This is a genomic window from Marinobacter sp. UBA2498 (assembly GCF_002341575.1).
Taxonomy (GTDB): Bacteria; Pseudomonadota; Gammaproteobacteria; order Pseudomonadales; family Oleiphilaceae; genus Marinobacter; species Marinobacter manganoxydans.
The window spans coordinates 37473-51912 of sequence record NZ_DDOI01000067.1; the positions used below are offsets into that span (position 1 = coordinate 37473).

The 14440-nt window shown below is 56.9% G+C and carries 15 protein-coding genes; 8 read left to right on the plus strand and 7 right to left on the minus strand.

Going from position 1 to position 14440, the window contains the following annotated elements; genetic code table 11:
• Window positions 1–78: 78 nt before the first annotated feature.
• The 5 genes from B2W52_RS09405 to B2W52_RS09425 form a co-directional block, all read right to left on the minus strand.
• Window positions 79–801, minus strand: coding sequence for an ABC transporter permease (locus tag B2W52_RS09405; RefSeq protein ID WP_008169264.1), 723 nt, complete (start codon window positions 799–801; stop codon window positions 79–81).
• 3 nt (window positions 802–804) lie between these two features.
• Window positions 805–1509 (minus strand): ABC transporter permease, encoded by a 705-nt coding sequence (locus B2W52_RS09410; protein WP_053113019.1) that lies wholly within the window; start codon window positions 1507–1509, stop codon window positions 805–807.
• A 51-nt stretch (window positions 1510–1560) separates the two neighbouring features.
• Window positions 1561–2313, minus strand: coding sequence for a transporter substrate-binding domain-containing protein (locus tag B2W52_RS09415; protein ID WP_053113018.1), 753 nt, complete (start codon window positions 2311–2313; stop codon window positions 1561–1563).
• A gap of 99 nt (window positions 2314–2412) precedes the next feature.
• The gene (locus tag B2W52_RS09420) at window positions 2413–3183 is read right to left on the minus strand and encodes an ABC transporter ATP-binding protein (protein ID WP_273070031.1); all 771 of its coding nucleotides are present in this window, start codon (window positions 3181–3183) and stop codon (window positions 2413–2415) included.
• A 154-nt stretch (window positions 3184–3337) separates the two neighbouring features.
• Window positions 3338–4096, minus strand: a complete 759-nt coding sequence (locus B2W52_RS09425) for an FCD domain-containing protein (protein ID WP_008169272.1) — start codon at window positions 4094–4096, stop codon at window positions 3338–3340.
• A 344-nt stretch (window positions 4097–4440) separates the two neighbouring features.
• Between B2W52_RS09425 and dctP the strand changes: the two genes are divergently transcribed.
• The 8 genes from dctP (at window position 4441) to B2W52_RS09465 (ending at window position 12612) form a co-directional block, all read left to right on the plus strand.
• Entirely contained in the window at window positions 4441–5487 is a 1047-nt protein-coding gene (gene dctP, locus B2W52_RS09430; protein ID WP_008169277.1) for a TRAP transporter substrate-binding protein DctP, read from the plus strand.
• 100 nt (window positions 5488–5587) lie between these two features.
• The gene (locus tag B2W52_RS09435; protein ID WP_008169278.1) at window positions 5588–6292 is read left to right on the plus strand and encodes a TRAP transporter small permease subunit; all 705 of its coding nucleotides are present in this window, start codon (window positions 5588–5590) and stop codon (window positions 6290–6292) included.
• Entirely contained in the window at window positions 6289–7821 is a 1533-nt protein-coding gene (locus B2W52_RS09440; RefSeq protein ID WP_008169280.1) for a TRAP transporter large permease, read from the plus strand. The genes B2W52_RS09435 and B2W52_RS09440 overlap by 4 nt, the downstream gene beginning before the upstream one ends.
• A gap of 22 nt (window positions 7822–7843) precedes the next feature.
• Entirely contained in the window at window positions 7844–8269 is a 426-nt protein-coding gene (locus B2W52_RS09445; RefSeq protein ID WP_008169282.1) for a GlcG/HbpS family heme-binding protein, read from the plus strand.
• Window positions 8270–8308: 39 nt separating this feature from the next.
• Window positions 8309–9781, plus strand: a complete 1473-nt coding sequence (locus B2W52_RS09450; RefSeq protein WP_008169283.1) for an FAD-linked oxidase C-terminal domain-containing protein — start codon at window positions 8309–8311, stop codon at window positions 9779–9781.
• A complete protein-coding gene (gene glcE, locus B2W52_RS09455; RefSeq protein ID WP_273070029.1) occupies window positions 9774–10841 on the plus strand; it encodes a glycolate oxidase subunit GlcE in 1068 nt (355 codons plus the stop codon). The genes B2W52_RS09450 and glcE overlap by 8 nt, the downstream gene beginning before the upstream one ends.
• Before the next feature lie 2 nt (window positions 10842–10843).
• On the plus strand, window positions 10844–12052 hold the full coding sequence (gene glcF / locus B2W52_RS09460) for a glycolate oxidase subunit GlcF (protein ID WP_008169287.1): 1209 nt from the start codon (window positions 10844–10846) through the stop codon (window positions 12050–12052).
• Window positions 12053–12171: 119 nt separating this feature from the next.
• Window positions 12172–12612, plus strand: a complete 441-nt coding sequence (locus B2W52_RS09465) for a DUF4124 domain-containing protein (RefSeq protein WP_008169290.1) — start codon at window positions 12172–12174, stop codon at window positions 12610–12612.
• Between the two features lie 12 nt (window positions 12613–12624).
• On the opposite strand, the gene rhtB is transcribed toward B2W52_RS09465, so the two are convergent.
• Both rhtB and B2W52_RS09475 read right to left on the minus strand, forming a co-directional pair.
• The gene (rhtB, locus tag B2W52_RS09470) at window positions 12625–13245 is read right to left on the minus strand and encodes a homoserine/homoserine lactone efflux protein (protein ID WP_008169293.1); all 621 of its coding nucleotides are present in this window, start codon (window positions 13243–13245) and stop codon (window positions 12625–12627) included.
• A 3-nt stretch (window positions 13246–13248) separates the two neighbouring features.
• Window positions 13249–14211 carry a calcium/sodium antiporter gene (locus B2W52_RS09475; protein ID WP_273070027.1) on the minus strand — a complete coding sequence of 321 codons (963 nt, stop codon included), beginning with the start codon at window positions 14209–14211 and terminating at the stop codon, window positions 13249–13251.
• Between the last annotated feature and the right edge of the window lie 229 nt (window positions 14212–14440).

The following is a 14440-nucleotide window of genomic DNA, read 5'->3' on the forward strand; positions in this document are numbered from 1 at the left end:
CACATGGATGTGCTCGTAGCGTTTCCCGGGAGGCAATACCCTGCCTGCCCGGGCACTGAAGTATGATGTTCCGCGGGCTCAGCCGTTCACCGGCCGCTGATGCTTCAGAAGATGAGTTTCGAGTTTGCGGAAAGCAAAAACCAGTATAAACGTGAGCGCCATATAGCAAAGTGCCACAAAGATAAACGCATCAAACGGCGCATAAAACCGGGAGTAAATATTACGGGCTGCTCCCGTCAGATCCACAATGGTTACTACACTCGCAATCGCACTGGCGTGCAGCATGAAGATCACCTCGTTGGAGTAGGCCTGCACCGCCCGCCGCGCTGCACTTGGCAGCACAATCCGCCGCATCCGCATAAACCAGTTCATGCCATAGGCTTTGGCTGCTTCAATTTCACCGTTGGGTGTAGATATGATCGCACCGCGGATAATCTCCGTGGTATAGGCCGCCGTGTTCAGTGTGAAAGCCAGCAGTGCCGGGTAGAAAGGCTCCCGGAAAATCTCCCACCAGAAGGTCTCCTGGATGCCCTCAATCTGGGCCAGCCCGTAATAGATGATGTAAAGCTGGATCAGCAATGGTGTGCCGCGGAACAGATAGGTGTAAAGCCACACCGGGCCGGAGACGAAGGGGTTGCGAACCGTCCGGAGGATGGCCAGCGGAACCGCCACCAGCAAACCGATAACCAGGGACAGAAACACCAGATGCACGGTGGTCACCATGCCATCCCAGTATTCCATGATGGTCATGGCGGTAAAGATTTCGTTCTGGTTCAGCCACTCGGCAATGAAATCAGGCATCCGTTAACCCCCCTGAACCACGCCGACATTGGCCCGTTTATCGAGCCACTTGATGAACAGCTCAGACCCCGCCGTAAGGGCCAGATAGACAAATGCCACCGGAATGAAAAAGTGGAACGGCATGCGCTCCGCCTTGGCGGCTTCCTCCGCCACACGAACCATGTCGGTCAGGCCAATGATCGAAACCAGGGCGGTGGTCTTCAGCAGAACCTGCCAGTTGTTGCCCAGACCGGGCAGGGCATGGCGCAGCATCTGCGGCAGCATGATTCTGCGGAAGGTATGAAAACGGGTAAAACCATAGGCCCGGGCAGCCTCAATCTGGCCGGTTTCAACAGCCAGGAACGCGCCCCGGAAAGTTTCGGTCATATAGGCGCCGAAAATCAGCCCGATCGTTACAACGCCGGAGATAAACGGGTCGAACTGAAAGAAAAAGTCGATCTCGTAAGTTTCCCAGATGTAATCCGAGAGCATATTCACTGCAACCTGGCCGCCATAGTAGAACAACAGCATCATGACCAGATCGGGCACGCCACGAATCAGAGTGGTGTAGGTGGTCGCGATACCTTTGGCAACCCGGCTTTGCGACAGTTTGGCAGACGCGCCAATCAGTCCCAGGGCAACCGAGAGAGCAAGAGACAGGAAGGCCAGTTCAATGGTGACTATTGCCCCATCCATCAGGGCCGGGCCATAGCCTTTCAGATCAAGCATGGGAAAGTCCGGTAAGCAGGGGCGGCCCCAACGGGCCACCCCTCGGCAGATTTACATCTTGATGTCGTAAGCGAAGTACTTCTGCATGATGGTGTCGTAGGTACCATCTTCCTTCAGGGTGCGAAGGGCAGCGTTCACTTCTTCGGCAAGCTCGGTATCGCGCTGGCGCATGGCAACACCCACGCCCTGACCCAGCTTGACCGGCTCACCGACTTCCTTGAAGCCTTCCTTGGTGAGGACGGTCTGCTCGCCAACCGGATAGTCTACGAACACAACGTCCAGACGCTGGCCTTCGAGGTCCAGAACCATGTCATCGGCGGTGGTGTAACGCTTGATGTTGACAATGCCACCCATGTTTTCGGTGACGTAGGTGTCCATGGTGGTGCCGCGCTGAACGCCGACGGTCTTGCCTTCCATCGCATCCATGTCGGTGACGTCGCTGTTGAAGCTCTCAGGGCCGAACCAGCCACCCGGGGTGTTGTAATACGGCTCGGAGAACAGAACCCGCTCTGCGCGCTCCGGCGTGATGGACATGGACGACATGATCAGATCGAATTTACGTGCCAGCAGGCCCGGGATCATGCCGTCCCATGCCTGGATCACGAATTCGCAGTTGGCGTTCATTTCTTCGCACATGGCTTCGGCCAGTTCCACTTCGAAACCGGTCAGTTCGCCATTTTCGTCTTTGTACTCAAACGGCTCGTAGGGCACGTCGAAGGCGATACGCAGATCCCGTTCCTGGGCCTGTGCGCCACCAGCAATCAGGGCGAGGGCGCAGCTTGCTGCAAAAATCATTTTTTTCATGTGTCACTTCTCCAGTGGTTTGCCTTTTGGGCTTTATTTTTGATGGAAGTTTTTGGTTCCAGCATTTTATTTTTCACCGGTTCAAGATAGCACCGAGTGTCAGAAGTTGGGAGTCAGGAACTGCTTCATGCGTTCCGAATCCGGGTGATCAAACACTTTTTCGGGGGTACCCTGTTCCTCGATCACGCCCTGATGCAAAAACAGGACCTGACTCGACACATCCCTTGCGAACGCCATTTCGTGGGTAACCACGATCATGGTGCGGCCTTCCTCGGCCAGGCTTTGCATAACCTTCAGTACTTCCCCCACCAGCTCAGGGTCCAGCGCCGACGTGGGTTCGTCAAACAGCATGACTTCCGGTTCCATGGCCAGGGCCCGGGCAATAGCCGCCCGCTGCTGCTGGCCACCGGACATCTGGGCCGGATAGTAATCCTTGCGTTCGTAGATGCCCACCTTGTTCAGGTAGGCCTCGGCACGCTCAATCGCTTCCTTCTTGGGCACCTTGAGCACGTGGATGGGCGCTTCAATGATGTTTTCGAGCACGGTCATGTGAGACCAGAGGTTGAAGCTCTGGAACACCATGGAAAGTTTTGCCCGGATCAGTTCAACCTGCTTGTTATCCGCAGGAATGCGTTCGCCTTTCCGGTTGGTGGTGAACCGTATCGGGTCGCCGTGCACGATAATGTCGCCGGATGTGGGCGTTTCCAGCAGGTTAATGCAACGCAGGAAGGTACTCTTTCCGGAGCCGGAGCTGCCGATCAGGGAAACCACGTCGCCTTTGCGGGTCTCCAGTGAAATACCCTTGAGTACTTCAAGCTTATCAAAGGTCTTGTGAATGTCCCTGCAGATCAAAGGCGCTTGGTCCGCCATGGGTGACTCCTGGGGCTGTAATTCAAAGGCGCATGTTTTACGGACTGTGGATACGGAAATCAATCCCTTAAAGAGAGCGTTTTACCGAATTTCACCGCCGTTCGCTGCATGACATTGTGGTCGAATGATTGTTCAATGCAAGCTTTTTGCCATGCTAGGCTTCTGCCCGCAAATGATCATTCGCTTTGTCCTGTTCAATGGGCAGCCTGATCAGTTTGCCTCCGTCTTTCTCCATGTCTCTCATGGCCTCACTGACAAACCGTACGTGGGCCATCGCCACCTTCTGGGCGTTGGCCGGCTTGCCAGCGATGACGGCCTCATACAGCTGCCGGTGCTGGCGGACGATTTTCTTCCGCATTTCTTCTCTCGGGTTCAGGTTGGCAACCGAGGCCTGAACGGTCAACAACATCATGTTTTTCAGGCTGTTGAGCACATGCACCAGTACCGGATTATGGGATGCCTCGACAATCGCAAGATGGAAACCATGGTCGAGACGGGCGTTACGAAGCGGGTCGGTATCCTCAAGCGCCCGGAACGCCTTCGTGATGCGATGCCGGTCGAGGCGGGTTGCCCGCAGGGCAGCGAGATAGGCGGCCTGGCCTTCCAGTTGTTCGCGTACTTCCAGAAGGTCGAAAAGTGTGCGGGGATGTCCCTCGAAAAGATGCATCAGCGGACTCTGTTCTCCCAGCTCGCTCGCGCCGGGCACCATGCTGGCCACAAACGACCCCTTGCCGTGGCGGGTCTCAATAACGCCGCGGCCCTGAAGCTCATGCAGGGCTTCCCGGATCACTGCGCGGGAAACACCCAGCCGGGTCGCCAGTTGGCGCTCGGACGGTATCTTCTGCTCCGGAGCCAGCCCGCCGTCGAGAATAAGGCGTTCCAGCCGATATGAGATTTCCTGGGAGATTGCCATTTGGGGGCCTGTTTATGCTCTCTGGTCTGACCAGTGAATGCTTCTGATTGTAGGTGTTTCCGTTCTCAGCTGATGTGCGTCCGAGCCCGTTAAATATGGCCGATTCAGAGTATTTCGTCCATTTTTAATACTTCAAAAACTGGTCAGACCAGTGCTCACCGAACTGGACTAAACCCGGATTGGCTACGAATATCATTCTAATGTCGGCCTGCGCCGGCGTTGCCATAGACGCTGATAAAAACAAAGCCAACGGAGACGTTTCGATGAATTCGAAGAATAACATCCGAAATAGCTGTGACACTGGCGAGACCCCACCTCGCAGAAGTTTCCTCAAGACAATCGCCATGGGCGCCACTCTGGCAGGCGCAATGCTCATGGGCGCAGGTCAGGTCCAAGCTGCTACCACGTGGAAAATCCAGTCGACCTGGGACGCGGGTACGGTGGGCTACACGCTCTTCGAGGAGTGGTGTAAGAGTATTGAGGCCAAGTCCGGCGGAGAGCTCAAGTTCCAGTGCTTCCCGGCCAAGGCGGTTGCTGCCGACAACAACGCGCTGTTTGACGCTGTTCGTAACGGCGTGCTGCAGGGTATGAACCCGTTCACCCTGTACTGGGCGGGCAAGATCCCTGCCTCTGTGTTCCTGTCTTCCTACCCAGCGGGTCCGGATCAGCCCCATCAGTGGGACACCATGTTCTACTCCATGGGTATGCTCGAGAAGACCCGGGAAATCTACAAGAAGTTCGGCCTGTTCTACGTTGGCCCGATCCAGCACGATGCCAACATCATCCATTCCAAGCAGCCGGTAAACAGTCTTGACGACCTGAAAGGTATGAAGATCCGCGTACCCGGAGGCATGGTTGCCGAGGTTTTCCAGCAGTTTGGCGTGTCCACGGTCAGTCTGCCGGGCTCGGATATTTTCCCGGCTCTCGAAAAAGGCACCATTGACGCGGCGGACTTTGTAGGTCCTGCGGTCAACTACGAGCTGGGCTTCTCCCAGGTTACTGACTACATCATCTTTGGACCTCCCGGCGTGATGTCTATCTACCAGCCGGTGGACCTGATGGATCTGACCGTCAGTCTGCGTGCCTGGAACTCTATCTCGCCTGAGCTTCAGCAGCTGGTTGAGGACGAGGTTCGGATCTACTCCCAGAAGCACTACCTGGCCATCCAGGCGCGCAACATCGAGGCGATGGAGAAGTTCAAGGCGGATGGCGACACGGTTACCCGCCTGAGCCAGGAAGATCTGGAAACCTGGCGTAAAGCTGCGATCCCCATCTGGTTCAACTGGGCCAACAAGAATGATGACGCGCGCGCCATCCTGGATATCCAGCTGAAGTACATGATGAACGACACGGTTGGCTACATAACCGAAGAAGACATCAAGGGCTTCTGAGTTCCAAAGCTCAAATAAAAAACGACACACGAGGAAGGCAGGGTTAGCCGACTAAGGATTAGCCCTCCCTTCCTCGCTCTTTGATCTGGGTGGTAACAACATGTCTGATCTGAGTTCCTTTGGCTTTGTTTTGCCGCACTGGTTCTACTGGGGCTGGCTTGCGGTAATGCCATTGCTCATGATGGCTTGGGATAAGTGGAGCAGTAAGCACGGCGGAGATGACGCCGAGCCCGAGAAAACGGTTTCCGAGCTGCAGTCTGAAGAAGATGATCCTCTTGCTCACTTTGAGTACGAGGGTAACTGGTTTACGAAAATCGTTGACTGGATGTGCGAGAAGTCAGGTCTTTTCGTTGCGTTCTGGACCATCAACGCCGTGCTTTTCTATTTCTTTGAAGTGGTGATGCGATACATCTTTAACATGCCAACGATCTGGGTGCATGAGGCCAGCTTCCTGATCTTCGGTATGCAGTACATCCTTGCCGGTGCCTTTGCGCTGTTGCACGGAGCGCACGTTCGGGTAGACGTCGTCTACAACTTCCTGCCGGTTCGCGGGCGCGTGGGCATGGATATTTTCACCTCCATGTTCTTCTTCATATTTGCAGCCGTTCTGGCCACCACATCCTGGACCTTCTTCCAGGACTCCCTGATGATGCAAGAGACCACTGTCGAGACCTGGGGTATCCAGTATTACCCCGTGAAAGGCGTGATGTTTGTGGGCGCAATCCTGTTGCTGCTCGCCGGCTTTTCGAAGCTGCTTAAAGACATCGTACTGTTCATCCGTCTCGGTCAGGAGCGCACATCATGAGTACAACAACTGCAGCGCCCAGCAGCGGCATGGCCGGAAAACTGGGTACATGGTTAATGATCATCGCCACCGTGGGTCTGGCGTTTGTCATCTGTGTTGAACTGATCAACATTCTCTTTTATGACCCATGGAGTGATGACAAATTCCTCTTCAAGCTCTCGGGTAGCTTGTCCGGCGTCGAAATCGGGCCGTTGACCTACCTGATGTTTGGATCTCTGGCTGTCGCCCTGATGATGGGGCTGCCGCTTGCTTTCGTGACCGGTGGTCTTGGTGTCATGTTCATCTACCTGGTGGGTGACGCCATGATGTTGAACATTGTCCCCGGCCGGATCTTCCCGTTGATGGCAAACCCCGACATTGCTGCGATCCCTCTGTTCATCTTCATGGCGTCGATGCTTGAACGCGCGGGCCTGATCGAAGAAATGTTCAGCGTGGTTTACAAGTGGATGGGCGGCATCAGTGGCGGCCTTGCTGCTGCAACCATTGTCGCCTCTACGATTCTGGCTGCGATGGTCGGTGTTATCGGTGCCGCCGTTGTCACCATGGGCATTATCGCACTGCCGGCCATGTTGAAACGTCATTACGACCACAAGATTGCCATCGGCTCCATCATGGCGGGTGGAACCCTGGGTATCCTCATTCCGCCTTCGATTCTGGCCATTCTGTATGCCGTTGTTGCACAGCAGTCTGTGGGCGAGCTTTATCTGGGCTCTCTGTTGCCCGGTCTGATGCTCTCCGGTCTGTACCTGACTTATGTTCTGGTGCGCAGCTGGCTGAATCCGAAGCTGGGCCCGCCCATTCCGGTGGAAGACCGGATCAGTCTGAAAGAAAAGCTCAAGCTTCTGGGCAACCTGATTGCACCCCTTGCACTGGTTGGTCTGGTTCTGGGCCTGCTTTTCGGTGGTATTGCCACGCCGGTTGAAGCGGCTGGTATCGGTTCGTTCGGTGCCATTATCGTTGCGATGATGCACAAGAAGTTCTCGATTGCCGGCCTTCGCGAAGCCTCCGTGACCACGGCCAAGGCGTCTGCCATGGTTCTGTGGATCATGTTCGGTGCATCGGTATTCGTCGGTTTCTACATCCTCCAGGGTGGTCAGCAGTTTGTCACCGACGCCATACTTGGAACCGGCATGTCGGCGTACGGGATCCTGCTCCTGCTGATGGTCTTGCTGGTGGTTCTGGGTATGTTCCTTGACTGGGTTGGTATCCTGCTGCTGGCAGTGCCCATCTTCATTCCGATTGTGAAGGCGCTGGAATTCCCTGGCTTGTTCGGCTTCCCGCCGGTAGCCGGTGACGACGTGGTGCTCTGGTTCGGTGTGTTGTACCTGGTGAACATGCAGATGTCTTTCCTGAGTCCGCCGTTTGGTTACGCACTGTTTTACATCCGCGGCGTTTGTCCTCCGGAAATCTCCATGGGTACCATCTTCAAGTCTTCCCTGGTGTTCCTGGCGATTCAGGCGTTCGGACTGTTCATGTGTGTCCTGATCCCCGGCATCGTAACCTGGCTGCCAGGGCTGGTTTACGGTTAATCAAATCAAGGAGTAAAGCTTTATGTTGACGATCAAACGACTGGACCTTGCCGAGGCGCGCATCCTCATTGAGGGCGCGGCTGAAAAGGCCCGTGAAATCGGTGTGCCCATGTGCATCGCTGTGGTGGACGAATCCGGCAATCTGGTGGCCTTCGAGCGCATGGACGGCGGCAAGATCACCAGTGTGACCATTGCCCAGGACAAGGCCTTCACGGCGGCTGCGGCCAAGAAAGCCACCCATGACTACAACAAGGTGAACGTGCCCGGCAGTCTCGCTTTCGGTATCCACACCGAAGTTGGCGGGCGCATCAGCTCTGTTGGCGGTGGTCTGCCGGTGATCGTCGACGGCGAAGTGGTGGGTGGTATCGGAATCAGTTCCGGTACCCCCCAGCAGGATATGGACTGTGCCCAGGCCGGTCTTGACCACTTTGAAACAAAACGCGGTTGATGACTGTCACACTGACGTAATTCGAACCCAGAGAGTGCTATGACTACCAAGCCGAAAGTCAGCAAAGCCGAGCTGGCGGAGCAGTTCCGGGCGTTTATCGACCCGGACTACGTCATCACCGATGACGAAACCATGAAGCCCTACGAATGCGACGGCATGTCGATGTATTGCGAAATGCCGTTGCTGGTGGTGCTGCCGGAAACCGTTGAACAGGTGCAGCGGGTGATGCGCATCTGTAACGAGAACGCGGTACCTGTGGTGGCCCGTGGAGCCGGAACGGGACTCAGTGCCGGTGCCATGCCCAACAAGGAGGGCGTGGTACTGTCGCTGGCCAAGTTCAATCGCATCGTGGAGATTGATCCGCTGGCCCGAACGGCAAGACTGCAGCCCGGGGTGCGAAACCTCGCCATCAGCGAAGAAGCGGCCCAGTACGGTCTGTATTACGGGCCAGATCCTTCCTCGCAGATCGCCTGCACCATTGGCGGTAACGTGGCCGAGAACTCGGGCGGCGTGCATTGCCTCAAGTACGGTCTGACCGTTCACAACATCCTGAGCGTGGAAATGGTCACCGCCGAGGGTGATGTCGTGACCGTGGGCAGTGATGGTCTGGACGGCTGTGGGATGGACCTGCTTGCGCTGATGACCGGCTCCGAGGGGCTGCTGGGTGTGGTGACGGAAGTCAAAGTGAAGCTGTTGCCGAAACCCGAAGTAGCCCAGGTTGTCATGGCCGGGTTTGATGACGTGCAGAAAGGTGGTGACGCCGTGGGCGGGATTATCTCCCACGGCATTATCCCTGGTGGCCTTGAAATGATGGATGGCCACGCCATCATCGCAGCGGATGACTTCGCCCAGGCCGGCTACCCGCGGGACGCCAAGGCGTTGTTGCTCTGTGAAGTGGACGGCACCGAGGAGGAAGTTCACGAACACATTGCCCAGGCCGAAGAAGTCTTCCGAAAGCTGGGTGCCACTTCGGTTCGGACCTCTCAGAGCGAGGAAGAGCGAGCCCTGCTGTGGAAAGGCCGTAAGTCTGCGTTCCCGGCCGTGGGCCGGATTTCACCGGACTACTACTGCATGGACGGTACCATTCCCCGTCGTGAGATCGCCTATGTTCTGACGGAAATGGAGAAGATGTCCGAGGAGTTTGGTCTGCGCGTCGCCAACGTGTTCCATGCCGGCGATGGCAACCTGCACCCGCTGATCCTGTTTGATGCGAATGTGCCCGGCGAATTCGAGCGCACGGAGGCCTTCGGTTCACGCATCCTGGAAATGTGTGTGGAGGTAGGTGGCTGCATTACCGGTGAACACGGCGTTGGCGTTGAAAAGATTCGCCAGATGGCAGTGCAGTTCAACGATGAGGAGCTCCAGCAGTTCCACGACGTAAAGGCCGCGTTTGATCCCGCCGGTATCCTGAACCCGGGCAAGGGCGTACCGGCCCTTCGGTTCTGCCAGGAATACCGCTCCCTTGAGCACAAACAACACACGCACGAACATACGGAAGCCGCCCATGGCTGATATTTCCCAACAGTTGAAGGAGCAGGTGCTCCAGGCCCGGGACAGCGGGCACAAACTCAATATTGTCGGCGGTGGCACCAAGGCCTTTATGGGCCGGGAAGCCGACACCGATGCCGGAACCCTCAACGTGGGCGAGCATACCGGTATCGTTGACTATCACCCGGTGGAGCTTGTTTTGACCGTCCGTGCCGGTACGCCGCTGAGCGAAATCGAGGCGACTCTGGCTGAAGAAGGTCAGTGCCTGCATTTTGAGCCACCCCATTTTGGTGCCGCCTCCACCATCGGCGGCACCCTGGCCTGTAACCTTTCCGGTCCGGGACGCCCCTGGGCCGGCTCGGTGCGTGACCAGGTGCTGGGTATCCGGCTGCTCAATGGCAAGGGCGAACATCTTCGCTTTGGTGGTCAGGTCATGAAAAACGTGGCCGGCTATGACGTATCACGTCTTCAGGCCGGTGCCCTGGGAACTCTGGGCGTAATCACTGAAATCAGCATGAAAGTGATGCCGAAACCGGCCGCTTCCCTGACCCTGGTTCAGGAAATGGGCATGGACGAGGTGGTTCACTATATGAACAGCCGGGCGGCCGAGCCCAAGCCCATCACCGCCGCCTGCTGGGTGGACGGCAAGGTTTACCTGCGCCTGGCCGGTGCGAAATCCGGTGTGGAAGCCACCGCTGAAAAGTGGTCCGGCGAAGTGATGGAAGAGGGCGACCACTTCTGGCGACAGGTGCAGGATATGCGTCACGAATTTTTTGCCGGTAACGACGTGCCTTTATGGCGCTTCTCCGTTGGTTCGACCGCTGCCACACCGAAACTGGAAGGTAACTGGTTTATCGACTGGGCCGGTTCCCAGCGCTGGTTCCGTGGCGCCGGTGAGCTGAAAGATCTGGAGCCTGCGGCCCGAGCTGCCGGTGGCCAGGTCAGCCTGTTCCGTGGTGGCGATCGCACCGGTGAGGTGATGCATCGCCAGCCGGAGGCCCTGAAGGGCATTCAGCGCCGCATCAAGAATGCCTTTGATCCGGACAATATCTTCAATCCCGGACGTTTATACAGCTGGTTGTAATTATGCAGACGAATCTGGTTCAACAATTTGCTAACACCAAGGAAGGCCAGGAAGCCGAGTCGATCCTGAGGGCCTGTGTGCATTGTGGCTTTTGCACCGCGACCTGCCCGACCTATCAGGAACTGAACGACGAGCGTGATGGTCCTCGTGGCCGGATCTACCTGATGAAGATGTTCCTGGAAGGGGCGGAAGTTACCGAGAAAACCCGCGAGCACCTGGACCGCTGCCTGACTTGCCGCAGCTGTGAGACCACCTGTCCGTCCGGTGTCCAGTATGGGCGTCTGGTGGACATCAGCCGCGGTCTGATGGAAAAGGAGATGCCCAGGGAGCCGAAAGACAAGTGGCTGCGCTGGGCCCTGGCGCGGGTGATTCCCAACCGCCAGTTGTTCGGTGTTCTGCTTCGTCTGGGGCAGGTTTTCCGCCCGGTATTACCGGAAAAACTGCGCACCAAGGTGCCGCCCAGAAAGCAGGCCAGCCCCTGGCCTGCAGCCAGTCACAGCCGTATTGTGCTGGCACTGGCCGGTTGCGTGCAGCCTTCGGCCACTCCGAATACCAATGCAGCCGCCGCCCGGGTTCTGGATCGGCTCGGCATTACCATGGTGGAAGCCCCGGAGGCTGGCTGCTGTGGTGCCGTGAATTATCACCTTTCCGAGCACGAGAAAGGCCTGGAAAGAATGCGCCAGAACATTGATGCCTGGTGGCCCGCTATCGAGGCGGGTGCTGAGGCAATCATCATGACGGCTTCCGGTTGCGGGGCGATGGTTCAGGATTACGGTCATCTGTTGAAGGACGATCCGGTCTATGCCGCCAAGGCCCAGAAGGTGAGCGAACTGTGCACCGATCTCGGCGCCTTTTTGCTGAAACAGGATCTGGAAAAGCTCAAGGTCCGGCAGGACCCGGGCAAGGTGGCATTCCATTGTCCCTGCACCCTGCAGCACGCAATGAAGCAGAACGGTGTGGTGGAGCAGGTGCTGACACGGGCGGGTGTTAACCTGGCTGCGACCAAGGACAAGCACCTTTGCTGTGGGTCTGCGGGCACCTATTCGGTGACCCAGCCGGAGATGAGCCAGAAGCTGCTTGGTAACAAACTGAAGGCTTTGACCGTCGACAATCCGGACCGCATCGTGACCGCCAATATCGGTTGCCAGATGCACCTGGAAACCAAGTCGCCGGTGCCGGTGCAGCACTGGATCGAGCTTCTCGACCAGTAAAACCGAAATCGGGGTCGGATGAGGTGTTCATCTGGCCCCTAGCCTATCTGCCCCCAAGCCCGGGGCTTTTTTCGCTATACTGCCCCACCAAATTACCGAACCACAGGGAGTGGAACCGTATGCCAAGGATGATGGCTGGTCTTGTTTTGTCTTTATTTCTCACTTCAGCAGTCAGTGCCGAGGTATACACCTGGATAGACAGCCGGGGCGTAGCGCATTTTTCCGATTACCCGCCGGGAGAAATTCCCCATAAGCAGCTTGACGTGCAGGCGCCTGTCACGGTGCCGATGTCCGAGAATCTCGGGCAAGGCAAACGCGTGTCAGGAATCCGCAAAGAGGTTGAAGGCCTGCTTGCCTCCGGTCGCCCGACGGGCTCCGGAGCAACGGCAAAAGAAAAGGCCGATGCCGAGCTGGAGAAGACCTGCGCAACCTATAGAAGCAAACTGGAGCGGATCCAGTCTAAACTGCGGGCGGGCTATAGCAACGACCGGGGGAACAGTCTCCGGCAGCAGCGCAGGACGCTCAGCCAAAAGCTGAGCCGCGAGTGCATCCTGCGCTGATTCAGGCTGATATCAGGCGCGCTTGAAGCTGGCCAGGGCGACAGCGGCGGTCACAAACAGGCCGCCAAATACGCGGTTCATCTGCCGCTGGCGCCGGGCTGTGGTCATAAACCGGAACAGCTGGCTTGCCAGCAGGGCGTAGCCGAGCATTACCAGGCAATCCACCAGAATCAGTGTGATGCCCATGGTGAGCAACTGCGGGCCATGGGGTGCGCCTGCTACCAGAAACTGTGGAAACAGGGCCACCAGAAAGACCGTGGCCTTGGGGTTGGTGAGGTTCACGAACACGGCATTCCAGAACCGCTTGTACCCGCTAACGGGCTGACGGTCATCGTCCATGGATTCCATCACAGGCTCTCGCCATTTAGAAATGCCCAGCCAGATCAGGTAGGCAACACCCAGCCATTTGATAACCGACAGGGCGATGTTGGAGGACGCGATGATGGCGCCGAGGCCGGCACCCACCAGCAGAATCTGGATGCCAAAACCAAGCTGCAGCCCCATGATTGCCGGCAGCGATCGGCGAACGCCGTAACGCATACCATTACTCATGGTATTGATCGCCCCTGCACCCGGGGACACACTGATCAGAACGGCTGCAACAAGGAAGGTCAGCCAGGCTGCAAGTGACATGATTTACGCTCCCGAAAAAGCCAACAGATACACGGTATAAGCCACGAAGGCAAGTAGCAGGGCGCTCCCTTCAAACCGGTTGACACGTCCGGGCCCGCGGAAGCCATAGCACATGGCAAACAGAACCAGGGTGAGGGCAGCCATTACCGGGAAGTCACGGGTGAGCACTTCTGGCGCCACCGGCATGGGGGCAATCAGTCCTGCAATCCCCACGACGGCAAGGGTGTTAAACAGGTTGGAACCCAGAATGTTGCCCAGGGCCAGATCATGCTCTCCTTTGCGGGCGGCAATGATGGATGAGGCAAGTTCCGGAAGTGATGTACCAACGGCCACGATGGTCAGGCCGATAACCAGATCGCTGATGCCAAAGGTGGTCGCCAGATCAACCGCACCCCACACCAGTATGCGGGAGCTGATAATCAACAGCAGCAGTCCGACCACCAGCCATAAAATGGCTTTGCGCACTGGCATTGCGTTCACTTCTTCGGTCATCTCTGTAGCGAGAGCATCGTCTGGTTGCCGAAGGCCCTGGTAGATGCTCCAGCCAATCAGTACAACGAAAGCCAGCATCAGACCGATGGCATCCATCCGGCTCAGATCTCCGTCCCACAGTTGCCAGCCGGCAAAGGCGGTGACCAGAATGAGAATGGGTAGCTCCTTTCGCATGACCTGGGAGTGAACGGCGATCGGCGCCAGCAGGGCTGTGATGCCCAGAATCAACGCAATATTGGTGATATTTGAGCCATAGGCGTTGCCCAGAGCCAGACCGGGGTTACCCTGCGAGGCCGCCAGTGCAGACACGGCCATCTCTGGCGCAGACGTGCCAAAACCCACCACAACCATACCGATAAGCAGCGGTGGCATTCCGAAATGGCTGGCGGTGGTGGCCGAGCCTTCCACAAATTTGTCCGCACTCCACACCAACAAAATCAGACCCGCGATGATCGCCCCAATGGCCATCAGCATTTCAATCACTCCTTGTCGTCAATTGCCGTCTCGGCAGCGCAAGGATTAATGGTGCCACAGGTTCCGGCAATAGGTACAAATGCGCTTCGACCATAAAACCGATCCCGCTGTAATTGATTTCAATCAACCCTCGTATGGCCGCAGCAATGTTAGTTTGGTTAAACATTGATCAGGAAAGGAGTTGATGACATGGCAAATGGAAATCAAAGCATCGTAGTCGCGTGTGACG

What these genes read in the sequence shown, in the direction of transcription:
- B2W52_RS09405 (WP_008169264.1), bottom strand. Translation starts at nt 801, where the DNA reads ATGCCTGATTTCATTGCCGAGTGGCTGAACCAGAACGAAATCTTTACC.
- B2W52_RS09410 (WP_053113019.1), bottom strand. Translation starts at nt 1,509, where the DNA reads ATGCTTGATCTGAAAGGCTATGGCCCGGCCCTGATGGATGGGGCAATA.
- B2W52_RS09415 (WP_053113018.1), bottom strand. Translation starts at nt 2,313, where the DNA reads ATGAAAAAAATGATTTTTGCAGCAAGCTGCGCCCTCGCCCTGATTGCT.
- B2W52_RS09420 (WP_273070031.1), bottom strand. Translation starts at nt 3,183, where the DNA reads ATGGCGGACCAAGCGCCTTTGATCTGCAGGGACATTCACAAGACCTTT.
- B2W52_RS09425 (WP_008169272.1), bottom strand. Translation starts at nt 4,096, where the DNA reads ATGGCAATCTCCCAGGAAATCTCATATCGGCTGGAACGCCTTATTCTC.
- dctP (WP_008169277.1), top strand. Translation starts at nt 4,441, where the DNA reads ATGGGCGCCACTCTGGCAGGCGCAATGCTCATGGGCGCAGGTCAGGTC.
- B2W52_RS09435 (WP_008169278.1), top strand. Translation starts at nt 5,588, where the DNA reads ATGTCTGATCTGAGTTCCTTTGGCTTTGTTTTGCCGCACTGGTTCTAC.
- B2W52_RS09440 (WP_008169280.1), top strand. Translation starts at nt 6,289, where the DNA reads ATGAGTACAACAACTGCAGCGCCCAGCAGCGGCATGGCCGGAAAACTG.
- B2W52_RS09445 (WP_008169282.1), top strand. Translation starts at nt 7,844, where the DNA reads ATGTTGACGATCAAACGACTGGACCTTGCCGAGGCGCGCATCCTCATT.
- B2W52_RS09450 (WP_008169283.1), top strand. Translation starts at nt 8,309, where the DNA reads ATGACTACCAAGCCGAAAGTCAGCAAAGCCGAGCTGGCGGAGCAGTTC.
- glcE (WP_273070029.1), top strand. Translation starts at nt 9,774, where the DNA reads ATGGCTGATATTTCCCAACAGTTGAAGGAGCAGGTGCTCCAGGCCCGG.
- glcF (WP_008169287.1), top strand. Translation starts at nt 10,844, where the DNA reads ATGCAGACGAATCTGGTTCAACAATTTGCTAACACCAAGGAAGGCCAG.
- B2W52_RS09465 (WP_008169290.1), top strand. Translation starts at nt 12,172, where the DNA reads ATGCCAAGGATGATGGCTGGTCTTGTTTTGTCTTTATTTCTCACTTCA.
- rhtB (WP_008169293.1), bottom strand. Translation starts at nt 13,245, where the DNA reads ATGTCACTTGCAGCCTGGCTGACCTTCCTTGTTGCAGCCGTTCTGATC.
- B2W52_RS09475 (WP_273070027.1), bottom strand. Translation starts at nt 14,211, where the DNA reads ATGCTGATGGCCATTGGGGCGATCATCGCGGGTCTGATTTTGTTGGTG.